Genomic DNA, 17,341 nt, shown 5'->3' with positions numbered 1-17,341 from the left:
TACGCAGTGCCTAAACCAATTTGTTCGGCAAAAAAGCGAATCTTCTATTTTTTACTATTTGTTTGCCACTATGCTGGCTCCAAATAATCCACTAATAGCTGCAGATTACGCTGACCTCGAAACTCATTCACATCCAGCTTATAAACCAAGCGTGCTTGAGTCGCTTTATCATTGGGCCATTGATCTAAATCGACAAAAAAACTAATCGCATCCAGCAATAGCCCACTGCTCGGCTCGCGTACCATAAGCTTAAGATGTTTTTCACCGACAATACGCTGCTGCAGAATATCAAATACACCATCAAAACACGGCTCTGGGAACATCTGTCCCCATGGACCAGATAAACGCACTTGCTCAGCAAAGCTCAGACTAAAGTCTTCTGGCGCCAGCGGGCCGTCTGTCAATAAAGTTGCTTCTAGCTGTTCCGGCGTCACCCATTCAGTAATGATGGCATCGAATGCCAGCCGAAAAGCGTCATAATGCGATTCTTTAATAGACATGCCTGCCGCCATGGCGTGCCCCCCAAACTTGCTAAGCAACTGCGGATAGCGCTTGGCCAATAAATCCAATGCATCACGAATATGAACGCCGGGGATCGAACGAGCTGAACCTTTTAATTCGTCTTCACCAACTCTGGCAAAAGCAATCACTGGACGATGGCATTTATCTTTCATTCGCGAAGCTAAAATGCCAATCACACCTTGATGCCAATCCGCATCGTAAAAACACATACCGTTTGGCATGTCTTGCTCTTCATCTAGTAAAGACACAAGCACCAGCTCAGCCTGTTCTTTCATATCAGACTCAATGGCTTTGCGCTCTCGATTAAATTGGTCCAACTGTTGCGCATAATCACGGGCTTGATGGGGATGAACCGCCAACAAACATTCAATACCGATCGACATATCATCTAGACGACCTGCCGCGTTTAATCGTGGGCCAACAACAAAACCCAGGTCTGATGCTTTCAATTGAGTATGATCACGCCGCCCTACTTCTAATAAGGCAAGAATACCCGGACGAGCCAAACCTGCTTGAATACGCTTGATGCCTTGCTGAACGAGAATGCGATTATTAGCATCCAAAGGCACGACATCTGCAACGGTTCCGAGCGCGACTAAATCCAAATAATCCGCCATTTTCGGCTCTGGTATATGCTGCTTAGTAAACCAGTTCCGGCTATTCAACTCTGCCCTTAATGCCGACATCACGTAGAAAATCACCCCAACACCAGCTAAGTTTTTACTTGGGAAACCACAATTTGGATGGTTTGGATTCACAATGGCGTCGGCGTTTGGCAGAGTATCGCCGGGCAAATGGTGATCGGTAACAACTACTTTCATGCCATAGGATTTTGCCGCTAACACGCCATCAATACTGGCAATGCCGTTATCCACCGTCACTAAGACATCAGGCGAACGCTCTTGCGCAACCTCAACAATCTCCGGTGTCAGGCCATAGCCAAACTCAAATCGGTTTGGCACCAAATATTCTGGAGCAATCGCTCCCATTGCCTCTAAAGCTAGAATCCCCAAACTAGTACTGGTCGCGCCATCAGCATCAAAATCGCCAACAATCAGAATCTTCTGACCTGCAACAATTGCATCTGCCAATATCTTTGCTGCGGTGGTTAGATTAAATAAAGAATCAGGTCTTAATAAATGCGGTAAGCGATAATCCAGCTGAGCAACAGACACCACATCACGAGACAAAAAAACGCGCTGTAAAGTCGCAGACATAGTCGAGGGAAAGTCATTTTGTTCAGCAGGTACAGCTCGGCGTTCAATACGCATAGAGATCTCAAAGTCAGGATAAACAGATAGTCAAAGAATAACACGAAAATGACGACTCACGCGCGCCTCGCTATTACTAGAAGAAAACGCTAGTTCACGCAATCCCACAAAGCAAAAATAGTATAAAGTGCTTAAAAATCAAAATCATGAAGCATTATACTTTGTTACATTAGACGTAAATAAGTGAGGTTTTCTTACAAAAGTAACGCAAAAAAGGAATATTTCAGGCTATCGCTTTATTCCCTCGACGCCTGACCAGAAAGTTAAGATGTTCGGTGCTATGATGCCGCACTTTTTTGATTTAGATAAACATCCTAAAGATAAAAACTGAGTAACTCTTGCTTTAACTCATCGGAAAAAAATATGAATAATCACACTTCCGTGGCAGACAAGCCACAATCAAACCAGCGTTTTGCTTTGATCGCTTTAACATCATTGTTCTTTATGTGGGGCTTTATCACCTCACTTAATGACATCCTAATACCGCACTTGAAAGGCGTTTTCGATCTTAACTACACGCAAGCTATGATGATTCAAATGTGTTTCTTCGGCGCGTACTTTATCGTCTCGATCCCTGCTGGGAACTTGGTTAAAAAAGTGGGGTTCCAGCGCGGCATTGGCATCGGCTTAATGATTGCAGCAGCTGGCTGTCTACTTTTTGTCGCAGCAGCAAAAGCACAGCAATACAGCATATTCTTAACTGCTCTTTTCGTTTTGGCCGCAGGGATTACTATTCTTCAAGTGGCAGCCAACCCTCTTGTAACAGTGATGGGGCCAACTGAAACAGCATCAAGTCGTTTGACTCTTTCTCAAGCCTTTAATGCATTAGGGACAACCGTTGCTCCTCTTGTCGGTGGCGCTCTATTATTCACAGTTGCAGGACAATACGCGACGAAAGCGCAAGAAGCAGAAAGCGTTATTATTCCGTATATCGGTTTAGCGATTTTGCTGATTCTTTTAGCAGCAATTTTTACTCGTATCAGCCTTCCAACGCCATCAAATATAGAAGAAGATACAACCGATGCACCAAGCGTTAGTATTTTAAAACACCGTCATTTGGTATTGGGGACTGTCGCTATTTTTATGTACGTTGGTGCAGAAGTCGCTATCGGTAGTTTATTGGTCAACTTTTTTGGACTTGAAAACATCGCGGGACTTGCAGAAGCTGATGCTGCCCACTACGTTGCTTATTACTGGGGTGGTGCTATGGTTGGACGCTTCATTGGTGCAGCATTAATGCAGCGCATCTCAGCAGGTAACTTGCTCACATTTAATGCTCTAGCTGCTATAGCTTTGATTGTTAGCGCTATATTAAATGATGGTCATGTTGCTATGTGGTCTATCTTATTAGTTGGTCTATTCAACTCCATTATGTTCCCAACTATTTTCAGTCTTGCCTTAAAAGATCTTGGACCGCAAACTAGCCGTGGTTCCGGTCTATTATGCTTAGCTATTGTTGGTGGCGCTATATTACCTGTATTGCAGGGCTCTATTGCGGATTCAATTGGCCTGCAAATTTCATTTGTTATGCCAGTGATTTGTTACCTATATATTGCTTATTTTGGGGTCTTTGGCTCTAAACCCGTCTCTCAATAAAAGCCAAATAGCAAAAATAAGACAACAAGTAATTACACTTACCGTATTATAGAAAAACAAAGACCCTGCTTAATAAATTAAGCAGGGTCTTTTTATTTATGAAGTACCATCAACAAAGGTAATATTATTTAGCTTCTACGAGTTCTATTTCGTCCCGCACGCTTGGCGCTATATAAACGATTATCCGCTAAGGTAATTGCCTCCCTAAGCGACGTTGTTTCATTCATCGTCGCCACACCAAAGCTCATTGTCATACGAAACTTATGATCTAAATAAGCAAACTCATACTCTTCTACACGCCGTCGAATAGATTCTGCCAAAGCAAAAGCTTCAGGCTCAGCGCAATCACAAACCGCTATCAAAAACTCTTCACCGCCCCAGCGAGCAGCTAAATCTCCTTCCGAAAGAGAGGTTTGAATAATTTTGCCAAGTTGCGTAAGCGCATAATCTCCAGCATCGTGACCATACTCATCATTAATACTCTTAAAAAAATCGACATCTGCCAACAAAAGATGAAAACTTGTATAAGAACTTGTTTCGAGCCGTTGTAGCATCCCCCTACGATTGAGCAGCTCAGTCAAGGCATCAGTATAAGCGACTAGTTTAAGTTTGGCCGAGGTTTCCTTTAATTCTTGGTTAAACCGAGACATCGAGTATTCATAAATGCCAGAAAGAAACACCACGACAATAAAGGAAAATAGAATTCTCGTCTTTAACGCCGGGTCATAACCAAATTCGGCAAAATGGCTATTCGTAAAATACATAGTAATAATTAAGGCAAGAGTAAAAAAGCCAAGCTCAATCATCCCTCTCTTCATACCATTCAAAAATAAAGACACGGCAGGAATACAATATATCCAAACATGCCCTGTTCCCTTCACTCCTCCGGTATAAACAAGGTAAATCATCAAGGCATATAAAGGGTAAATGACAAAATTTCCAGACAAAGCATGGTTGTGTGTATGACGTAAATAGATGTGATTCATTGCATATAAAAATGCAATCAATATCAAAGCAGAACCAAGGACAGCTTTCCCTTCAATGAGCGACACAATACCTAATGGTAAAGTGAAAAGTACACCGACAGAGGCGAAAAGGTTAATAATGAAAACCCGACGGATATTTTCGGAAAATACATCATCAGTATTACCGACATAGAAAAAGGTCAGCCAAGAAGCTTTAGCTTTATTTTTTTTATTATCAAACTTTGATTTATGTGCGTATTTTGTCATGCATATTCTCCGACCCAGCATCTCTAAGTCGTATATGGCGGGGAATATAATAGTAAACTCCCCAATACACACAATCCTACACCAAAGCTTAAAATAGCTCCTCTCATAACCTCCTGTGATTACAAAATACAACAATTCATATACTTAGCTATCTAGGCTGGATACAAACGTGATAACAAAACAGGCACAACGGTTTCAACTTTTAGGATTCTATCCCCTAAATGTACCGATTCCATTCCAGCTTCATGCCATTTACTCACCTCAAATTCATTCCATCCACCTTCAGGCCCAAGAGCCAAAACACAAGGCTGTTGAATATCTACAGGACAGCGTTTAGCCAAATAAGGGTGTGCAAGCAGTCCCATTTTGCCTTTTAAAACATCTGGCAACTGATCTTCTACAAAAGGACGAAACCGAGGAATTAAAGACCAGTTTGGCATCACAGTATCTTTAGCTTGCTCTAGACCTTCTAACAAACATTGTTGAATAGATTCGGTTTGCAAAACAGGACTTTGCCAGTAGCTTTTTTCTACTTTGGCCGAATGAATTAGGTATAAATCCTTCACTCCCATTGCGGTGATATTTTGCAAGGTTCGTTTCAGCATATTTGGTCTTGGCAAAGCCATAACCAATACCATGGGCAGAGGCTCTGGCGGCAACGCAGAAAGATTTAGCGAATGAATGTAGCCAAGCTGATTATCACTCGGAGGCTCATAAATACCCTCTCCTATCTTTCCATTTAAAATCCCTACTCGCAGAACATCCCCCTGCTGGGCTTTAATTACTTTTGAAATGTGTGCTTGTTGGCGCAACGTCAGCCCATATAGGCCATCACCAAGTGTATTTTTAGGATCGAGTAATATGATATTCATATGAAGAGCGCAAAAGTATGAGGGGAAAAAGAAACGGCCAATCTTTGATTGGCCGTTATTATTAGTCTTACTGAATTATTTGTAGCTAAATCTTACCAGCAACAAACGCCTGAACATCGCTCAAGCTGTTATCTAACACTTCATAAGATTCTTCTCTCTCGAAAAGATCTTTCATGTGTTCAGGTAATACAGGCGTTTCGCAGCCAGCTTTCTCGACAGCTTCAGGAAACTTCACTGGATGCGCTGTTGCCAAGGTAATCATTGGTACAGACTGATCTTTCCAGCAATAACGAGCCGCTTCAAGGCCAATCGCCGTGTGCGGATCAAGAAGGTATTGAGTCTTAGAAAACACATCAGCAATCACTTCGCAGGTTTTCTTGTCATCGACTTTATAGCTATCAAAGTTCTCTTTTACAAAAGACCAAGCTTGATCATTTAACGACACATCGCCCTTGTTAAAACGTGCCATCAAATCATCAATTGCAGCGCCATCACGACCATGGGCATCAAACAACAAACGCTCAAAGTTACTTGAAACCATGATATCCATACTCGGAGACAAGGTAACATTCAAAGACTGACGACTCATATCGTTCTCTGCAATGACACGATGCAAAATATCGTTCTGGTTGGTAGCAACCACAAGCTGATCAATTGGCAAACCCATTTTTTTCGCTAAATAACCGGCAAAGATATCACCAAAGTTACCGGTTGGCACAGAGAACGACACCTTACGATGCGGTGCGCCAACAGACAAAGCCGAAGAAAAATAGTAAACAATCTGAGCCACAATACGGGCCCAGTTAATCGAGTTAACCGCACCTAACTTAGCACCTTTTAAGAAAGACTGATCAGCAAAGCTGGACTTCACCATGCCTTGGCAATCATCAAAATTCCCTTTCACTGCGATGTTAAATACATTGTCATCGATAACAGTTGTCATTTGGCGACGCTGTACTTCAGATACTCGTTGATATGGGTGCAAGATAAAAATATTTAGATGCTCTGAATCGCGGCAACCTTCAATCGCTGCCGAACCAGTATCACCCGATGTCGCACCAAGGATAACCAGTTTCTCTTTGCGTTCAGACAGAACATAATCCATCAAACGACCAAGTAACTGTAACGCAAAATCTTTAAACGCCAAGGTCGGACCACGAAATAATTCAAGGATCCATTCGTTGTTACCAACCTGAACCATAGGCGCAATAGCAGTATGATTAAAACCAGCGTAAGCATCATTAATCATAGTTTTAAAAGCGTCAGCAGGAATGTCACCTTCCACAAAAGGCCACATTACTTTAAAAGCCAGCTCTTGATAGCTAAGATTCGCCCAAGAAGCGATCTCTTCTTTACTGTAATGGGGTAAGGTTTCTGGCACATACAAGCCACCATCATTTGCCAAACCAGCCAATAACACATCACCAAAAGAAAGCGCTGGCGCTTTACCACGAGTAGAAATGTATTTCATATTTGTTCTCTCTTACGCCAAGTTTTCAACACGGATTCGCTGCACTGTTCCAGCAACATCCGGCAAGGCTTCAATCGCCGCAATAGCAGCATTCATATTGCGTTCTTTAACATCATGAGTCATCACAACTAGTGGCACCAATTCGCTACCTTCGCGCTCACGCTGAATAAGAGACTCTATGCTAATATCATTAGTCGATAAGATTTGTGTGATATTCGCAAGAACACCAGCACGGTCTTTAATGGTCATGTTAAGGAAAAAACCACATTCAATTTCTTCTACTGGTAAAATTTTCACATGAGATAAAGAGTCAGCCTGGAACGCCAAGTGAGGCACTCTATTGGTTGGATCTGCAGTCAAAGTACGAGCAACATCAATCACATCCGCGATAACAGAAGAGCCTGTTGGCAATGCACCAGCACCTGCGCCATAAGTCAAAGTCGGCCCAACAACATCGCCTTGCACCATAATAGCGTTCATCACGCCATTTACATTCGCCAATAGCTGCTTATGAGAAATCAAGGTTGGATGAACTCGCAATTCAATACCCGCCTTGGAACGGCGAGCGATACCCAAATGCTTGATGGCGTAACCAAGATCGTCAGCAAACGCCACATCTTCAGAAGTAATTCGGCTGATACCTTCGGTATAGGTTTTTTCGAATTGCAATGGAATACCGAATGCAATGGATGCAAGAATTGTTAGTTTATGTGCCGCATCAATACCTTCAATATCAAAGGTAGGATCAGCTTCGGCATAACCAAGTTCTTGGGCTTCCGCTAACACATCTTCAAACTCACGGCCTTTCTGACTCATTTCGGTCAAAATAAAATTACCCGTGCCGTTAATAATACCTGCTAACCACTCAATTCGGTTGGCAGACAAACCTTCACGAAGCTGTTTAATAATGGGAATACCGCCAGCAACTGCTGCTTCAAAAGCAACGATGACGCCTTTCTCTTGAGCCTTAGCAAAAATTTCGTTGCCGTGCTCAGCAATGAGCGCTTTGTTTGCGGTCACAACATGTTTGCCATTTTCTATGGCAGTAAGAACCAGCTCTTTCGCAACAGAAGTTCCGCCAATCAACTCAAGAACAATATCGATCTCTGGATTATTGACCACATCAAAAATATCACGGGTAACATTGATACCGGAGGTATCACAAGCGTCGTTATCACGACGGGCACCTACTTGCTCAATAACAATACTGCGACCCACACGTCGTGTAATCTCTTCCGCATTATTACGAAGAATGTTAAAACTACCGGACCCCACTGTCCCCAGTCCACAAATTCCGACTTTTACCGGTTTCAAAACAATACCCCACAGAGATAATTTAATTTTTATAGGTTACTTAACCCTTTATAAAATACAGGCTAAGTAACAAGTTGACTCATTATAACGCCAGTATTATTCAAACCCAACGTAGAAAAGGCTGAAGAAGACTCATGTTTAGTGGAATATTTCGCGATAAGACTATAACCCAAGGTGTTTAACCAGCTCAGCCGCTGGTAAATATCCTGGTAAAAACTCACCGTTACCTAGCACTATACTTGGCGTACCACGCACACCCACTTCGTTGCCTAGTTTATACTGTTCTGCAACTGGGTTAACACATTTGTTTTCAGGAATTTCAGCGCCTAATTTTGCTTGCGTAAGCCACTCTTTAGGATCTGCTGAACACCAAATACTGACCATTTTAGTATAAGCTTCTGAGCCAATACCGGCTCTTGGATAAGCCAAATAGCGCACAGTAACACCCGCCTCATTAAGTTTTGGCACTTCTTTATGGAGCATTCGGCAGTAACCACAATCAACATCGGTAAATACGGTGATATGCGCTTTCTCGTCCTTTGCTTTGTAGACGATCATTTGCGATTCTGGCAGTGTTTCAATTTTGGCAAGTTTTGCTTTTTCTGTTTCGTTAACAAGCGTTGTGTCGTTTATCTGATAGAGATCACCCGCGACGAAATATTTTCCATCTTGAGTAACATGTAACGTTGGGCCGTTTTTCAAGACAACAACATACAGACCTGCACCTTGATGCAACTCAGCACTTTCAACTTCGTATTGAGGCAAAGCTTTTTGGACAGCAGATAGAACTGCAGATTGATCAGCAAACACTAAACTTGCAATAGAAAACAAAATACTTATTGCGGTAACACGAGATAATAATCGAAAAAAACGCTTCATGGATAACCTCAAAGACATGTAAATAGTCTCTATTAGGCCATACGTGAGGGGGTTAGTTCCATAAAAAAAGGCGACTTACGTCGCCTTTTTTTAATAAGAAAAAATTAACGTTTAGCCAATTTTTCTTTGATACGTGCAGATTTACCAGAACGCTCGCGTAGGTAGTAGATCTTAGCTTGACGCACGTCACCGCGGCGTTTAACTTCGATGCTTTCAACCAAAGGGCTGTACGTTTGGAAAGCACGCTCAACACCAATACCGCTAGAAATTTTACGAACGGTAAATGCTGAGTTAAGACCACGGTTACGCTTAGAGATTACAATACCTTCATAGGCCTGTAGACGCTCGCGTGAACCTTCTTTAACTTTAACTTGAACAACAATAGTGTCACCAGGACCGAAGGCTGGGACTTCTTTTGTCATTTGTTCAGCTTCAATCTGCTGAATCAGTTTAGTTTTATTACTCATGGATGTGACTCCTAATGATATGGTTTCTTATCAGCATGAAGGTTCTTCTTTCTGATAAGCTCGCAATTCCTACTCTGCCGAGGTTGAATCTTCAGTTTCGCGAATAAACTCTTCTAACAGCAACTGCTGTTCCTTGTCCAACTCAAGGTTCTGCAGAAGGTCTGGCCGGCGCTGAAAAGTTCTTGCGAGCTTTTGCTTTAAACGCCAGCGTCTAATCTCCTCGTGGTTGCCACTAAGCAGCACCGATGGCACAGGTTCACCATTTAGTACTTCTGGGCGAGTATAATGCGGGCAGTCCAACAAACCATCAGAGAATGAATCTTCATCCGCAGATGCCTGCTTTCCTAATACTCCTGGAACCATACGAAATACAGCATCCATGAGCACCATTGCCGGCAACTCACCACCGCTTAGGACAAAGTCGCCAATTGACCACTCTTCATCAATCTCAGATTGAATCAAACGCTCATCAACGCCTTCATAACGGCCTGCTACCAGAATAAATTCTGCTTGTTTAGCAAGCTGTTGCACGCCTTCTTGCGTTAGCGTACGCCCTTGAGGGGATAGATAAATAACTTTTGCATTGGGCACCGATAACTTGGCACTCGCAATGGCATCTTTGAGAGGCTGAACTTTCATCAGCATCCCTGGACCACCACCGTAAGGTCGATCATCTACAGTCTTATGTTTGTCATTGGTAAAATCACGGGGATTAAAAAAATCCACCTCAATTAACCCTGACTTAATGGCTCTGCCTGTTACTCCATATTGAGTAATGGCCTGAAACATCTCCGGAAAGAGCGATATAACGCTAACCTTCACGTTGTGACCTCAGCTTATCTGTTTAAAATTCTGGATCCCAGTCCACTACCATTTCCTGCTGTTCTAAATCGATGTTTAAAACATAAGTTCCTGGAGCATAAGGAATCAATCGCTCTTCACGATCAAAGCTACCTTCACACGCGCGGACAACAATTACATCATTCGCACCAGTTTCCATAAGTTGAGAAACCTTCCCTAAGAGGACACCCTCTTTGGTAATAACCCTCAGTCCTTCCAGTTGGCTCCAGTAATAATCACCTTCTTCCAAATCTGGCAGTTCTGCTGCATCTATATAAACGTCCATACCACAGATATCTTTTACTTGATCCCTGTCGGTATAACCTTTTACCGATGCTACCAAACCTCGCCCTTGCAGACGGCCTTGGCTCAATTCAACGATCTTCCACCCACTAGGAGTTTTCAACCACCAATGCTTGTAATCTAAGATCCCTTGCATTGGGTCGGTGTGCGAATATAACTTCACCCACCCTTTAACACCATATACCGATGTAATGCGTCCAACCACAAGGGCTTGCTCAGGAGCGGCCGCTTGTTTTAACTCAGACATAGCATTACCTCAGTATTAAGCGTTTTTGCTAGCATCTTTTACAAGCTGCGCAGCACGGTCAGAAAGTTGAGCGCCTTGGCTAACCCAATGATTTACGCGATCTAGATCGATGCGTAGACGTTCTTCTTGACCACGAGCAACAGGGTTAAAGAAACCCAAACGCTCGATATAACGACCATCACGTGCACGACGGCTATCAGCCACGTTCAAATGATAGAATGGGCGCTTTTTAGAGCCACCACGAGAAAGACGAATAGTTACCATATGATTGGTTCCTTATTGCTTAACGAAACACCCCTTGCCGAGTCGAATTTTTGACTCATACAACAAGAAGGCGGCATATTCTAGTCGATTAACTAGAAAAACAAAAGGGCGAATTACTCACCCAGACATTAAAAACGGCAGTTTTTTAACTGCCGTTAGTAAAAACAAGAAGATACGCTTAAAATTTAGGGAAATTTCCGCCGCCAGGCATACCACCACCCGGCATCATTCCACCTAAACCACGCATCATTTTCTTCATCCCGCCTTTAGCGGTCATCTTCTTCATCATCTTCTGCATTTGTTTATGCTGCTTTAGAAGACGATTCAAATCTTGAATTTGTAAGCCAGCACCTGTTGAGATACGTTTTTTACGAGAGCCATTAATAACATCTGGATTATGACGTTCAGCTGGTGTCATGGAATTAATCAAGGCTTCCATTTGAACAAACATTTTGTCGTTCACTTTATCTTGGATATTGCCTAGCTGCCCGCCCATACCTGGAAGCTTATCTAGCATGGAGCTCATGCCACCCATGCTTTTCATCTGCTGAAGCTGCTCTTTGAAATCTTCTAAATCAAAGCCTTTGCCTTTTTTCAGCTTACCCGCAAGTTTTTCGGCTTTCTCTTTGTCAATCTTTTGCTCTGCTTCCTCTATTAAGGAAAGCATATCGCCCATACCAAGAATACGAGACGCCAAACGATCAGGATGGAAAGGTTCTAGTGCATCGGTTTTCTCACCCACACCTAAGAACTTAATCGGCTTACCCGTGATATGGCGAACAGATAACGCTGCACCACCTCGAGCATCACCATCAGTCTTAGTTAAGATAACGCCAGTAAGCGGCAACACATCACCAAAGGCTTTTGCCGTATTCGCCGCATCTTGGCCCGTCATGGCATCCACAACGAATAAAGTTTCAATAGGATTGACAGCGGCATGCAGAGCTTTAATCTCTGCCATCATGTCTTCATCAATCGACAAACGACCTGCCGTATCGACAATCAACACATCTTTATGGGCTTTTTTAGCGTAATCGATAGCGTTATTAACAATATCAATCGGCTTTTGTGACAAGTCACTTGGGATGAAATCTACTCCCACTTCACCCGCCAATGTTTCAAGCTGTTTAATAGCCGCTGGACGATAAACGTCAGCACTAACAACCGACACCGATTTTTTCTCTCGCTCTTTTAAGTATTTTGCTAGTTTAGCCGCAGATGTGGTTTTACCAGCACCTTGCAAACCAGCTAATAAGATTACTGCTGGGCGGGCTGCACGAAGATTAAGGCCATCGTTAGCCTGCCCCATGACATTCTCAAGTTCCTGCTTAACGATCTTCAGGAATACTTGACCAGGACTCAAACTTTTGGAAACCTCCGTCCCTATTGCACGCTCTTTTACTGCAGCAATAAAGTCTTTAACAACAGGCAAAGCAACGTCAGCCTCGAGAAGCGCCATACGCACTTCACGCAACACTTCTTGTATGTTGTCTTCAGTTAATTTAGCTCGACCTCGAATACGATCAAGCGAGGAAGTTAAGCGATTCGATAAATTGTCGAACATATTGCCCTCAAATTTTGGCTCTAAATGGAAAAAACCTACGGTTTCAGTTTATCCAAGGTGAAATTGTCTCTATTATAACGGATAAATGATTATCACCCTATACCTTTACCCTGCGGAACCTTTAGTTTCATGACTCAATTATCGCTTTGGCTTGCTTGTATCGCTTGTTTGATTGCTGGCACAGCGTATTACCTGCGTCCAGAAAATCGCTCCACCCAGTATATTGGGGCAATTACGATTGCTATACACACCTTCTCTCTCTCACAAGTATTACTGAATAGAGACGGCTTTAACTTTTTAACCATTGGACTGCTCATTGCCTTAATTGGTAATAGCCTGCTTTGGTTCAGCAACCGCGACAAAGATTTGTCACTATTACTCGGTGCCGCATTCCCTCTTGGCGCGATTATTATCGTATTAAATGCCATCGAGCCGTGGAACCTAACCCAACTGCACAGCAATTCTTGGGGCACTAGCGCTCATATTCTTATCGCTTCTGTTGCTTATAGCTTATTCACAGCAGCTTGCGGCGTTGGTATTTTGCTTGCTATGCAAGAATATCAGCTCAAAAACCACAAACTAAAGCAACTACTTAGAGTACCACCACTACAAGTTCTAGAACGCTTGATGTTTGAATTCATCTGGGCAGCCTTCATCCTACTAACGGTCACAATAGCGACTGGCTTTTACTTCATTGAAGATATGTTTGCTCAGCATCTAGTCCATAAAACATTTTTCACAATTGCTTCTTGGTTTGTATTTGCAGGATTATTACTTGGCAGACATATAGCTGGATGGCGCGGGCAACTAGCGGTAAAGCTGACGTTGAGTGGTTTTTTCCTACTCATGCTAGGCTACTTTGGCAGCCAAATAGCACTACAAATTTTACGCCATTAATCGACAATGGCGTAAAGTATGTTTGACAGTCCGATCTTAAGAACCAATAATCCATTTATCTACATAATTGAGGCGATCCCTTTTTGAACGAAGTACCCTTAGGTGTTCTTGGTGGAATACTTTTTTGTCTTATTTTACTTTCTGCTTTCTTTTCGAGTTCCGAAACAGGGATGCTGTCGATCAACAAGTATCGACTCAAACACCTTGTTAAAAGCAAGAACCGATCAGCAATCAAGGTAAACTCTCTTTTAGAACGCCCCGATAGACTTATCGGCGTCATCTTAATCGGAAACAACTTTGTCAATATCCTTGCCTCAGCGATAGCAACCATCATTGCTGTGCGCCTCTGGGGCGATGCAGGTGTGGCCATAGCCACTGCTGCATTGACCATGGTAGTACTGATTTTCGCAGAGGTAACACCCAAAACACTGGCTGCAATACATCCAGAAAAAATAGCCTTTCCAGCATCCTGGATTCTCGCCATTCTATTAAAAGTTCTTTACCCACTTGTTTGGGTGGTAAATGGTTTATCCAACGGATTGCTACGTCTAATAGGCGTTCATGCTTCTCAAAAAAACCACGACACACTTGACTCCGAAGAGCTAAGAACCGTGGTAAATGAAGCAAGCGGCTTAATTCCTGCTGCTCACCAAGAGATGCTCATTTCAATCCTTGATTTAGAAAAAGTCTCTGTCGAAGACATCATGATCCCTCGAAATGAAGTCATTGGTATCGACATTGAAGACACTATTGAAGAAATTATCGAACAGATTTGCCAAAGCAGACACACTCGTATGCCAGTTTATAATGGTGAGATCAATAAAGTCATCGGTATTCTTCATGCTCGCCATGCGGCGGTCTTTTTACGCGACCCGACACCATCAAAAGCAGCACTTTTAAAAGCAACGGTTGAACCTTATTTCATCCCAGAGAGCACATCCCTAAACACTGTATTGCTGAACTTTCAAAAAGACCATCAGCAAATGGGTATCGTGGTCGATGAGTATGGCGACGTTCAAGGCATTGCGGCTCTAGAAGACGTGCTTGAAGAAATTGTGGGCGAATTCACTCCGCCAACCCAAGACGAAGAAGAAGAAATTCAAACTCTTGATGACGGCTCTTTTAGAATCGAAGGTTCGACACACATTCGAGAAATCAATAAAACGCTTGATTGGCACTTACCAACAGACGGACCAAAAACACTAAACGGCCTTATCATCGAAACATTGGAATTCATCCCTGAGCACCCAATTAGCTTATGGGTTGGACATTACATGATCGAAATCCAAGAAATCGAAGATAAAGTCGTTAAATACGCCAAGCTTCAGCTGAAACGTTAAGGAAACATCATGAGATATTGCCCGCAATGCGGTCACGCCGTTAATATGACCATCCCTGCTGGGGATAATCGGCTACGTGCGGTTTGCCCAAGTTGCGAGTTTATCGATTATGATAATCCTAGATTGATTACCGGAACCATCCCTCTTTACGACGGCAAAATATTACTATGTCGAAGAAATATTGAGCCGCGTTTAGGTTTCTGGACTTTGCCTGCTGGTTTCATGGAAAACCAAGAAACCACGAGCGAAGGCGCTTTAAGAGAAACATTAGAGGAAAGCGGATCAACAGCCATATGCAAACAAGCTTTTAGCATGATCAGCATCCCTAGAATCAATCAAGTTCACCTTTTCTATATCGCAGAATTAGAAAAAGATGACTTTCATGCCACAGAAGAAAGCTCAGAAGTTGCCTTATTTGATCTTGATGAAATCCCTTGGGATGAACTGGCTTTTAGTAGCGTCACTAAGACCATAGAGCTTTTCATCGAAGATCATAAAAAAGGTCAATATGGTTTTCACGAAGACACCATTCATTTCAACACTGTATCGGAATAAAGTGGTAGGCCACCTCTTCATAGGGGTGCGCCAACAACAAAGCCGCTAAGACACTCGCTTTAACGTCATCACCCACTACCATTTCAACACGATACTCATCAACCGACTCTAATTCATCGACCTGACCAAGAAAGGGCGTTGCTCCTTTTGTTGGTCTAAACTGCCCTTGCCCCTTTACTTGCCAACAGCAAGAGTCATAGTTTCCCATTGAACCTGCCCCAGCCGAAAACACAGCCTGTTTAACAGACTCTAAATGAGATTCAGGCACGTAAAACACTAATGAATACATAATATTTTCCAACGATCTGAAAAAAAACGAGAAATCAACTCTTTAAACTCACCAAAGGCTAACTTGCTCCTGACTTTGCGGAAGAACCAAAGCACTCTGGTAATTGGGCGTTAGCGAGCGAACTTTTTCATCTAATTGTGCCGCTAGAGTTGGTGCAGCAATATTATCCGACGAATGCACAAACACACTTGGCGTGAGCCCTTCTGATAGCCATTGCGACAGTTTCGCCGACCACTGATCAAGCCATATCTCATTACGCGGTAAATCAGGATGACCAATAAAACGCACTACTGGATGATTCGCAGTAGCTACGGGATGACAAGGCACTCTCGGCTTTTTCTTCTGAGCATCAACCAAGCTTTCGCAATACGCTTCCGTAGAAAAAACTGGTCTAGAATCCATCACCACACGATTCACTTTTCTACCAGACAATTCGGTTAGAAAACGTCGCTCTGTTTGAGACTTATCAAAATAAGCAAGATTACGCACTTCAACAGACAAAGGCGTAGCTAACGACCACATGTCACACAAAGCTAAAATAGTGCCCAAAGCACGCTCATCGCATATAGCAGGAAACTGTAACATGGTTGGACCGAGCTTAGCTTGCAAGGGCTGCAACGAAAGCATAAAAGCTACCCAATCCTGCCGAACATCGCGCCAAGGACGCTCTAACAATCGATGAGTAACGGTTTGTGGTGCCTTAAAACTGAACTTAAAATACTCATTTACAGACTCATACCAACGCAATAGCTGAGCATCATCCACTTTAGTATAAAAAGTACTCCCCACTTCAACTGTCGAAAATACTTCCGAATATCGGCCAATTCGCCCTGCAGTAGGAAGTGAAGCAGGATAAAGCCAGTTTACCCAAGCCGGATGCTGCCATTGTGCCATGCCGTAATGAATCATCATGACTAAACTTGTCGGTATTCAATCGTATCGATAATGTAGACTTTTTCCCCAGCGGCCAGACGAATAGCCACCTCATCATCTTCTTGTTTTTTCAACAAGGCTTTCGCCACTGGTGAATCAATACTGATGTAAGCTGGGTCATGATCTAGCTCATCTGGACCAACAATACGATGTGTACGCAGCTCGCCCTCTTCGTCTTCTAACGTCACCCAAGCCCCAAAAAAGACTCTCGTTTTATCTGCAGGAAGACGATCCACCACAGTACAAACATCCAAACGTTTTTCCAAATAACGCACACGACGATCTATCTCACGAAGCTGTTTTTTACCATATATATATTCCGCATTCTCCGAACGATCTCCTTGGGCCGCAGCTTCTCTAACTGTTTCAGTCACCGCTGGACGCTTTTCTTTCCACAAATATTTAAGCTCAGCCAACAAAGCTTGCGCACCTTCATAAGTAATATAAGCGGACTTTGGTGGCGAAGGAGGACGATATCGACTCAT

General features: G+C 43.0%; 18 protein-coding genes. 4 read left to right on the top strand and 14 right to left on the bottom strand.

The features are described from left to right. Positions 1-68: 68 nt before the first annotated feature. Positions 69-1,793 carry a single-stranded-DNA-specific exonuclease RecJ gene (gene recJ / locus KPL72_RS09985; RefSeq protein ID WP_219702625.1) on the bottom strand — a complete coding sequence of 575 codons (1,725 nt, stop codon included), beginning with the start codon at positions 1,791-1,793 and terminating at the stop codon, positions 69-71. A gap of 363 nt (positions 1,794-2,156) precedes the next feature. Between recJ and KPL72_RS09980 the strand changes: the two genes are divergently transcribed. Beyond that, complete coding sequence (locus KPL72_RS09980; protein ID WP_212916456.1) at positions 2,157-3,389, top strand: sugar MFS transporter; 1,233 nt, start codon at positions 2,157-2,159, stop codon at positions 3,387-3,389. Between the two features lie 128 nt (positions 3,390-3,517). On the opposite strand, the gene KPL72_RS09975 is transcribed toward KPL72_RS09980, so the two are convergent. The 10 genes from KPL72_RS09975 to ffh form a co-directional block, all read right to left on the bottom strand. Beyond that, positions 3,518-4,621: a GGDEF domain-containing protein gene (locus KPL72_RS09975; RefSeq protein ID WP_219702624.1), complete on the bottom strand. Its 1,104-nt coding sequence runs from the start codon at positions 4,619-4,621 to the stop codon at positions 3,518-3,520. 152 nt (positions 4,622-4,773) lie between these two features. After that, on the bottom strand, positions 4,774-5,493 hold the full coding sequence (locus tag KPL72_RS09970; RefSeq protein WP_219702623.1) for a 16S rRNA (uracil(1498)-N(3))-methyltransferase: 720 nt from the start codon (positions 5,491-5,493) through the stop codon (positions 4,774-4,776). Between the two features lie 85 nt (positions 5,494-5,578). Beyond that, on the bottom strand, positions 5,579-6,964 hold the full coding sequence (gene thrC, locus KPL72_RS09965; protein WP_219702622.1) for a threonine synthase: 1,386 nt from the start codon (positions 6,962-6,964) through the stop codon (positions 5,579-5,581). A gap of 12 nt (positions 6,965-6,976) precedes the next feature. Then, positions 6,977-8,278 carry a homoserine dehydrogenase gene (locus tag KPL72_RS09960; RefSeq protein WP_212916460.1) on the bottom strand — a complete coding sequence of 434 codons (1,302 nt, stop codon included), beginning with the start codon at positions 8,276-8,278 and terminating at the stop codon, positions 6,977-6,979. A 162-nt stretch (positions 8,279-8,440) separates the two neighbouring features. Next, entirely contained in the window at positions 8,441-9,157 is a 717-nt protein-coding gene (locus tag KPL72_RS09955; RefSeq protein WP_212916461.1) for a thioredoxin fold domain-containing protein, read from the bottom strand. A 104-nt stretch (positions 9,158-9,261) separates the two neighbouring features. After that, complete coding sequence (rplS, locus tag KPL72_RS09950) at positions 9,262-9,624, bottom strand: 50S ribosomal protein L19 (RefSeq protein ID WP_012071433.1); 363 nt, start codon at positions 9,622-9,624, stop codon at positions 9,262-9,264. 69 nt (positions 9,625-9,693) lie between these two features. After that, positions 9,694-10,446 carry a tRNA (guanosine(37)-N1)-methyltransferase TrmD gene (gene trmD, locus KPL72_RS09945; RefSeq protein WP_219702621.1) on the bottom strand — a complete coding sequence of 251 codons (753 nt, stop codon included), beginning with the start codon at positions 10,444-10,446 and terminating at the stop codon, positions 9,694-9,696. Positions 10,447-10,468: 22 nt separating this feature from the next. Next, positions 10,469-11,014 carry a ribosome maturation factor RimM gene (rimM, locus tag KPL72_RS09940; RefSeq protein WP_212916462.1) on the bottom strand — a complete coding sequence of 182 codons (546 nt, stop codon included), beginning with the start codon at positions 11,012-11,014 and terminating at the stop codon, positions 10,469-10,471. 15 nt (positions 11,015-11,029) lie between these two features. Next, positions 11,030-11,278 carry a 30S ribosomal protein S16 gene (gene rpsP / locus KPL72_RS09935; RefSeq protein WP_012071436.1) on the bottom strand — a complete coding sequence of 83 codons (249 nt, stop codon included), beginning with the start codon at positions 11,276-11,278 and terminating at the stop codon, positions 11,030-11,032. A 178-nt stretch (positions 11,279-11,456) separates the two neighbouring features. Continuing rightward, entirely contained in the window at positions 11,457-12,842 is a 1,386-nt protein-coding gene (gene ffh, locus KPL72_RS09930) for a signal recognition particle protein (RefSeq protein WP_219702620.1), read from the bottom strand. Between the two features lie 129 nt (positions 12,843-12,971). Between ffh and KPL72_RS09925 the strand changes: the two genes are divergently transcribed. The 3 genes from KPL72_RS09925 to KPL72_RS09915 all read left to right on the top strand — a co-directional run bounded on the left by KPL72_RS09925 (position 12,972) and on the right by KPL72_RS09915 (position 15,634). Beyond that, positions 12,972-13,739, top strand: coding sequence for a cytochrome C assembly family protein (locus KPL72_RS09925; protein WP_212916464.1), 768 nt, complete (start codon positions 12,972-12,974; stop codon positions 13,737-13,739). A gap of 83 nt (positions 13,740-13,822) precedes the next feature. Continuing rightward, positions 13,823-15,079 (top strand): HlyC/CorC family transporter, encoded by a 1,257-nt coding sequence (locus tag KPL72_RS09920; RefSeq protein ID WP_212916465.1) that lies wholly within the window; start codon positions 13,823-13,825, stop codon positions 15,077-15,079. A 9-nt stretch (positions 15,080-15,088) separates the two neighbouring features. Further along, the gene (locus KPL72_RS09915) at positions 15,089-15,634 is read left to right on the top strand and encodes an NUDIX hydrolase (RefSeq protein WP_219702619.1); all 546 of its coding nucleotides are present in this window, start codon (positions 15,089-15,091) and stop codon (positions 15,632-15,634) included. Here the strand turns inward: KPL72_RS09915 and KPL72_RS09910 are convergent. Genes KPL72_RS09910 through greB form a run of 3 tightly spaced genes read right to left on the bottom strand, consistent with a single transcriptional unit; the run spans position 15,615 to position 17,341 of the window. Then, positions 15,615-15,923 (bottom strand): YqfO family protein, encoded by a 309-nt coding sequence (locus tag KPL72_RS09910; RefSeq protein WP_219702618.1) that lies wholly within the window; start codon positions 15,921-15,923, stop codon positions 15,615-15,617. The two genes, KPL72_RS09915 and KPL72_RS09910, sit on opposite strands and share 20 nt — an antisense overlap. 48 nt (positions 15,924-15,971) lie before the next feature. Next, a complete protein-coding gene (locus KPL72_RS09905) occupies positions 15,972-16,835 on the bottom strand; it encodes a DUF72 domain-containing protein (RefSeq protein WP_219702617.1) in 864 nt (287 codons plus the stop codon). Positions 16,836-16,837: 2 nt separating this feature from the next. Further along, on the bottom strand, positions 16,838-17,341 hold the full coding sequence (greB, locus tag KPL72_RS09900; protein WP_219702616.1) for a transcription elongation factor GreB: 504 nt from the start codon (positions 17,339-17,341) through the stop codon (positions 16,838-16,840).

The sequence above is a fragment of the Marinomonas lutimaris genome, assembly GCF_019426345.1.
GTDB lineage: Bacteria > Pseudomonadota > Gammaproteobacteria > Pseudomonadales > Marinomonadaceae > Marinomonas > Marinomonas lutimaris.
Note: the sequence above shows the minus strand (reverse complement) of the source record. Positions and strands in the feature narration are given on the sequence as shown.

What these genes read in the sequence shown, in the direction of transcription:
- recJ (WP_219702625.1), bottom strand. Translation starts at nt 1,793, where the DNA reads ATGCGTATTGAACGCCGAGCTGTACCTGCTGAACAAAATGACTTTCCC.
- KPL72_RS09980 (WP_212916456.1), top strand. Translation starts at nt 2,157, where the DNA reads ATGAATAATCACACTTCCGTGGCAGACAAGCCACAATCAAACCAGCGT.
- KPL72_RS09975 (WP_219702624.1), bottom strand. Translation starts at nt 4,621, where the DNA reads ATGACAAAATACGCACATAAATCAAAGTTTGATAATAAAAAAAATAAA.
- KPL72_RS09970 (WP_219702623.1), bottom strand. Translation starts at nt 5,493, where the DNA reads ATGAATATCATATTACTCGATCCTAAAAATACACTTGGTGATGGCCTA.
- thrC (WP_219702622.1), bottom strand. Translation starts at nt 6,964, where the DNA reads ATGAAATACATTTCTACTCGTGGTAAAGCGCCAGCGCTTTCTTTTGGT.
- KPL72_RS09955 (WP_212916461.1), bottom strand. Translation starts at nt 9,157, where the DNA reads ATGAAGCGTTTTTTTCGATTATTATCTCGTGTTACCGCAATAAGTATT.
- rplS (WP_012071433.1), bottom strand. Translation starts at nt 9,624, where the DNA reads ATGAGTAATAAAACTAAACTGATTCAGCAGATTGAAGCTGAACAAATG.
- rimM (WP_212916462.1), bottom strand. Translation starts at nt 11,014, where the DNA reads ATGTCTGAGTTAAAACAAGCGGCCGCTCCTGAGCAAGCCCTTGTGGTT.
- rpsP (WP_012071436.1), bottom strand. Translation starts at nt 11,278, where the DNA reads ATGGTAACTATTCGTCTTTCTCGTGGTGGCTCTAAAAAGCGCCCATTC.
- ffh (WP_219702620.1), bottom strand. Translation starts at nt 12,842, where the DNA reads ATGTTCGACAATTTATCGAATCGCTTAACTTCCTCGCTTGATCGTATT.
- KPL72_RS09925 (WP_212916464.1), top strand. Translation starts at nt 12,972, where the DNA reads ATGACTCAATTATCGCTTTGGCTTGCTTGTATCGCTTGTTTGATTGCT.
- KPL72_RS09915 (WP_219702619.1), top strand. Translation starts at nt 15,089, where the DNA reads ATGAGATATTGCCCGCAATGCGGTCACGCCGTTAATATGACCATCCCT.
- KPL72_RS09910 (WP_219702618.1), bottom strand. Translation starts at nt 15,923, where the DNA reads ATGTATTCATTAGTGTTTTACGTGCCTGAATCTCATTTAGAGTCTGTT.
- KPL72_RS09905 (WP_219702617.1), bottom strand. Translation starts at nt 16,835, where the DNA reads ATGATGATTCATTACGGCATGGCACAATGGCAGCATCCGGCTTGGGTA.
- greB (WP_219702616.1), bottom strand. Translation starts at nt 17,341, where the DNA reads ATGAGTCGATATCGTCCTCCTTCGCCACCAAAGTCCGCTTATATTACT.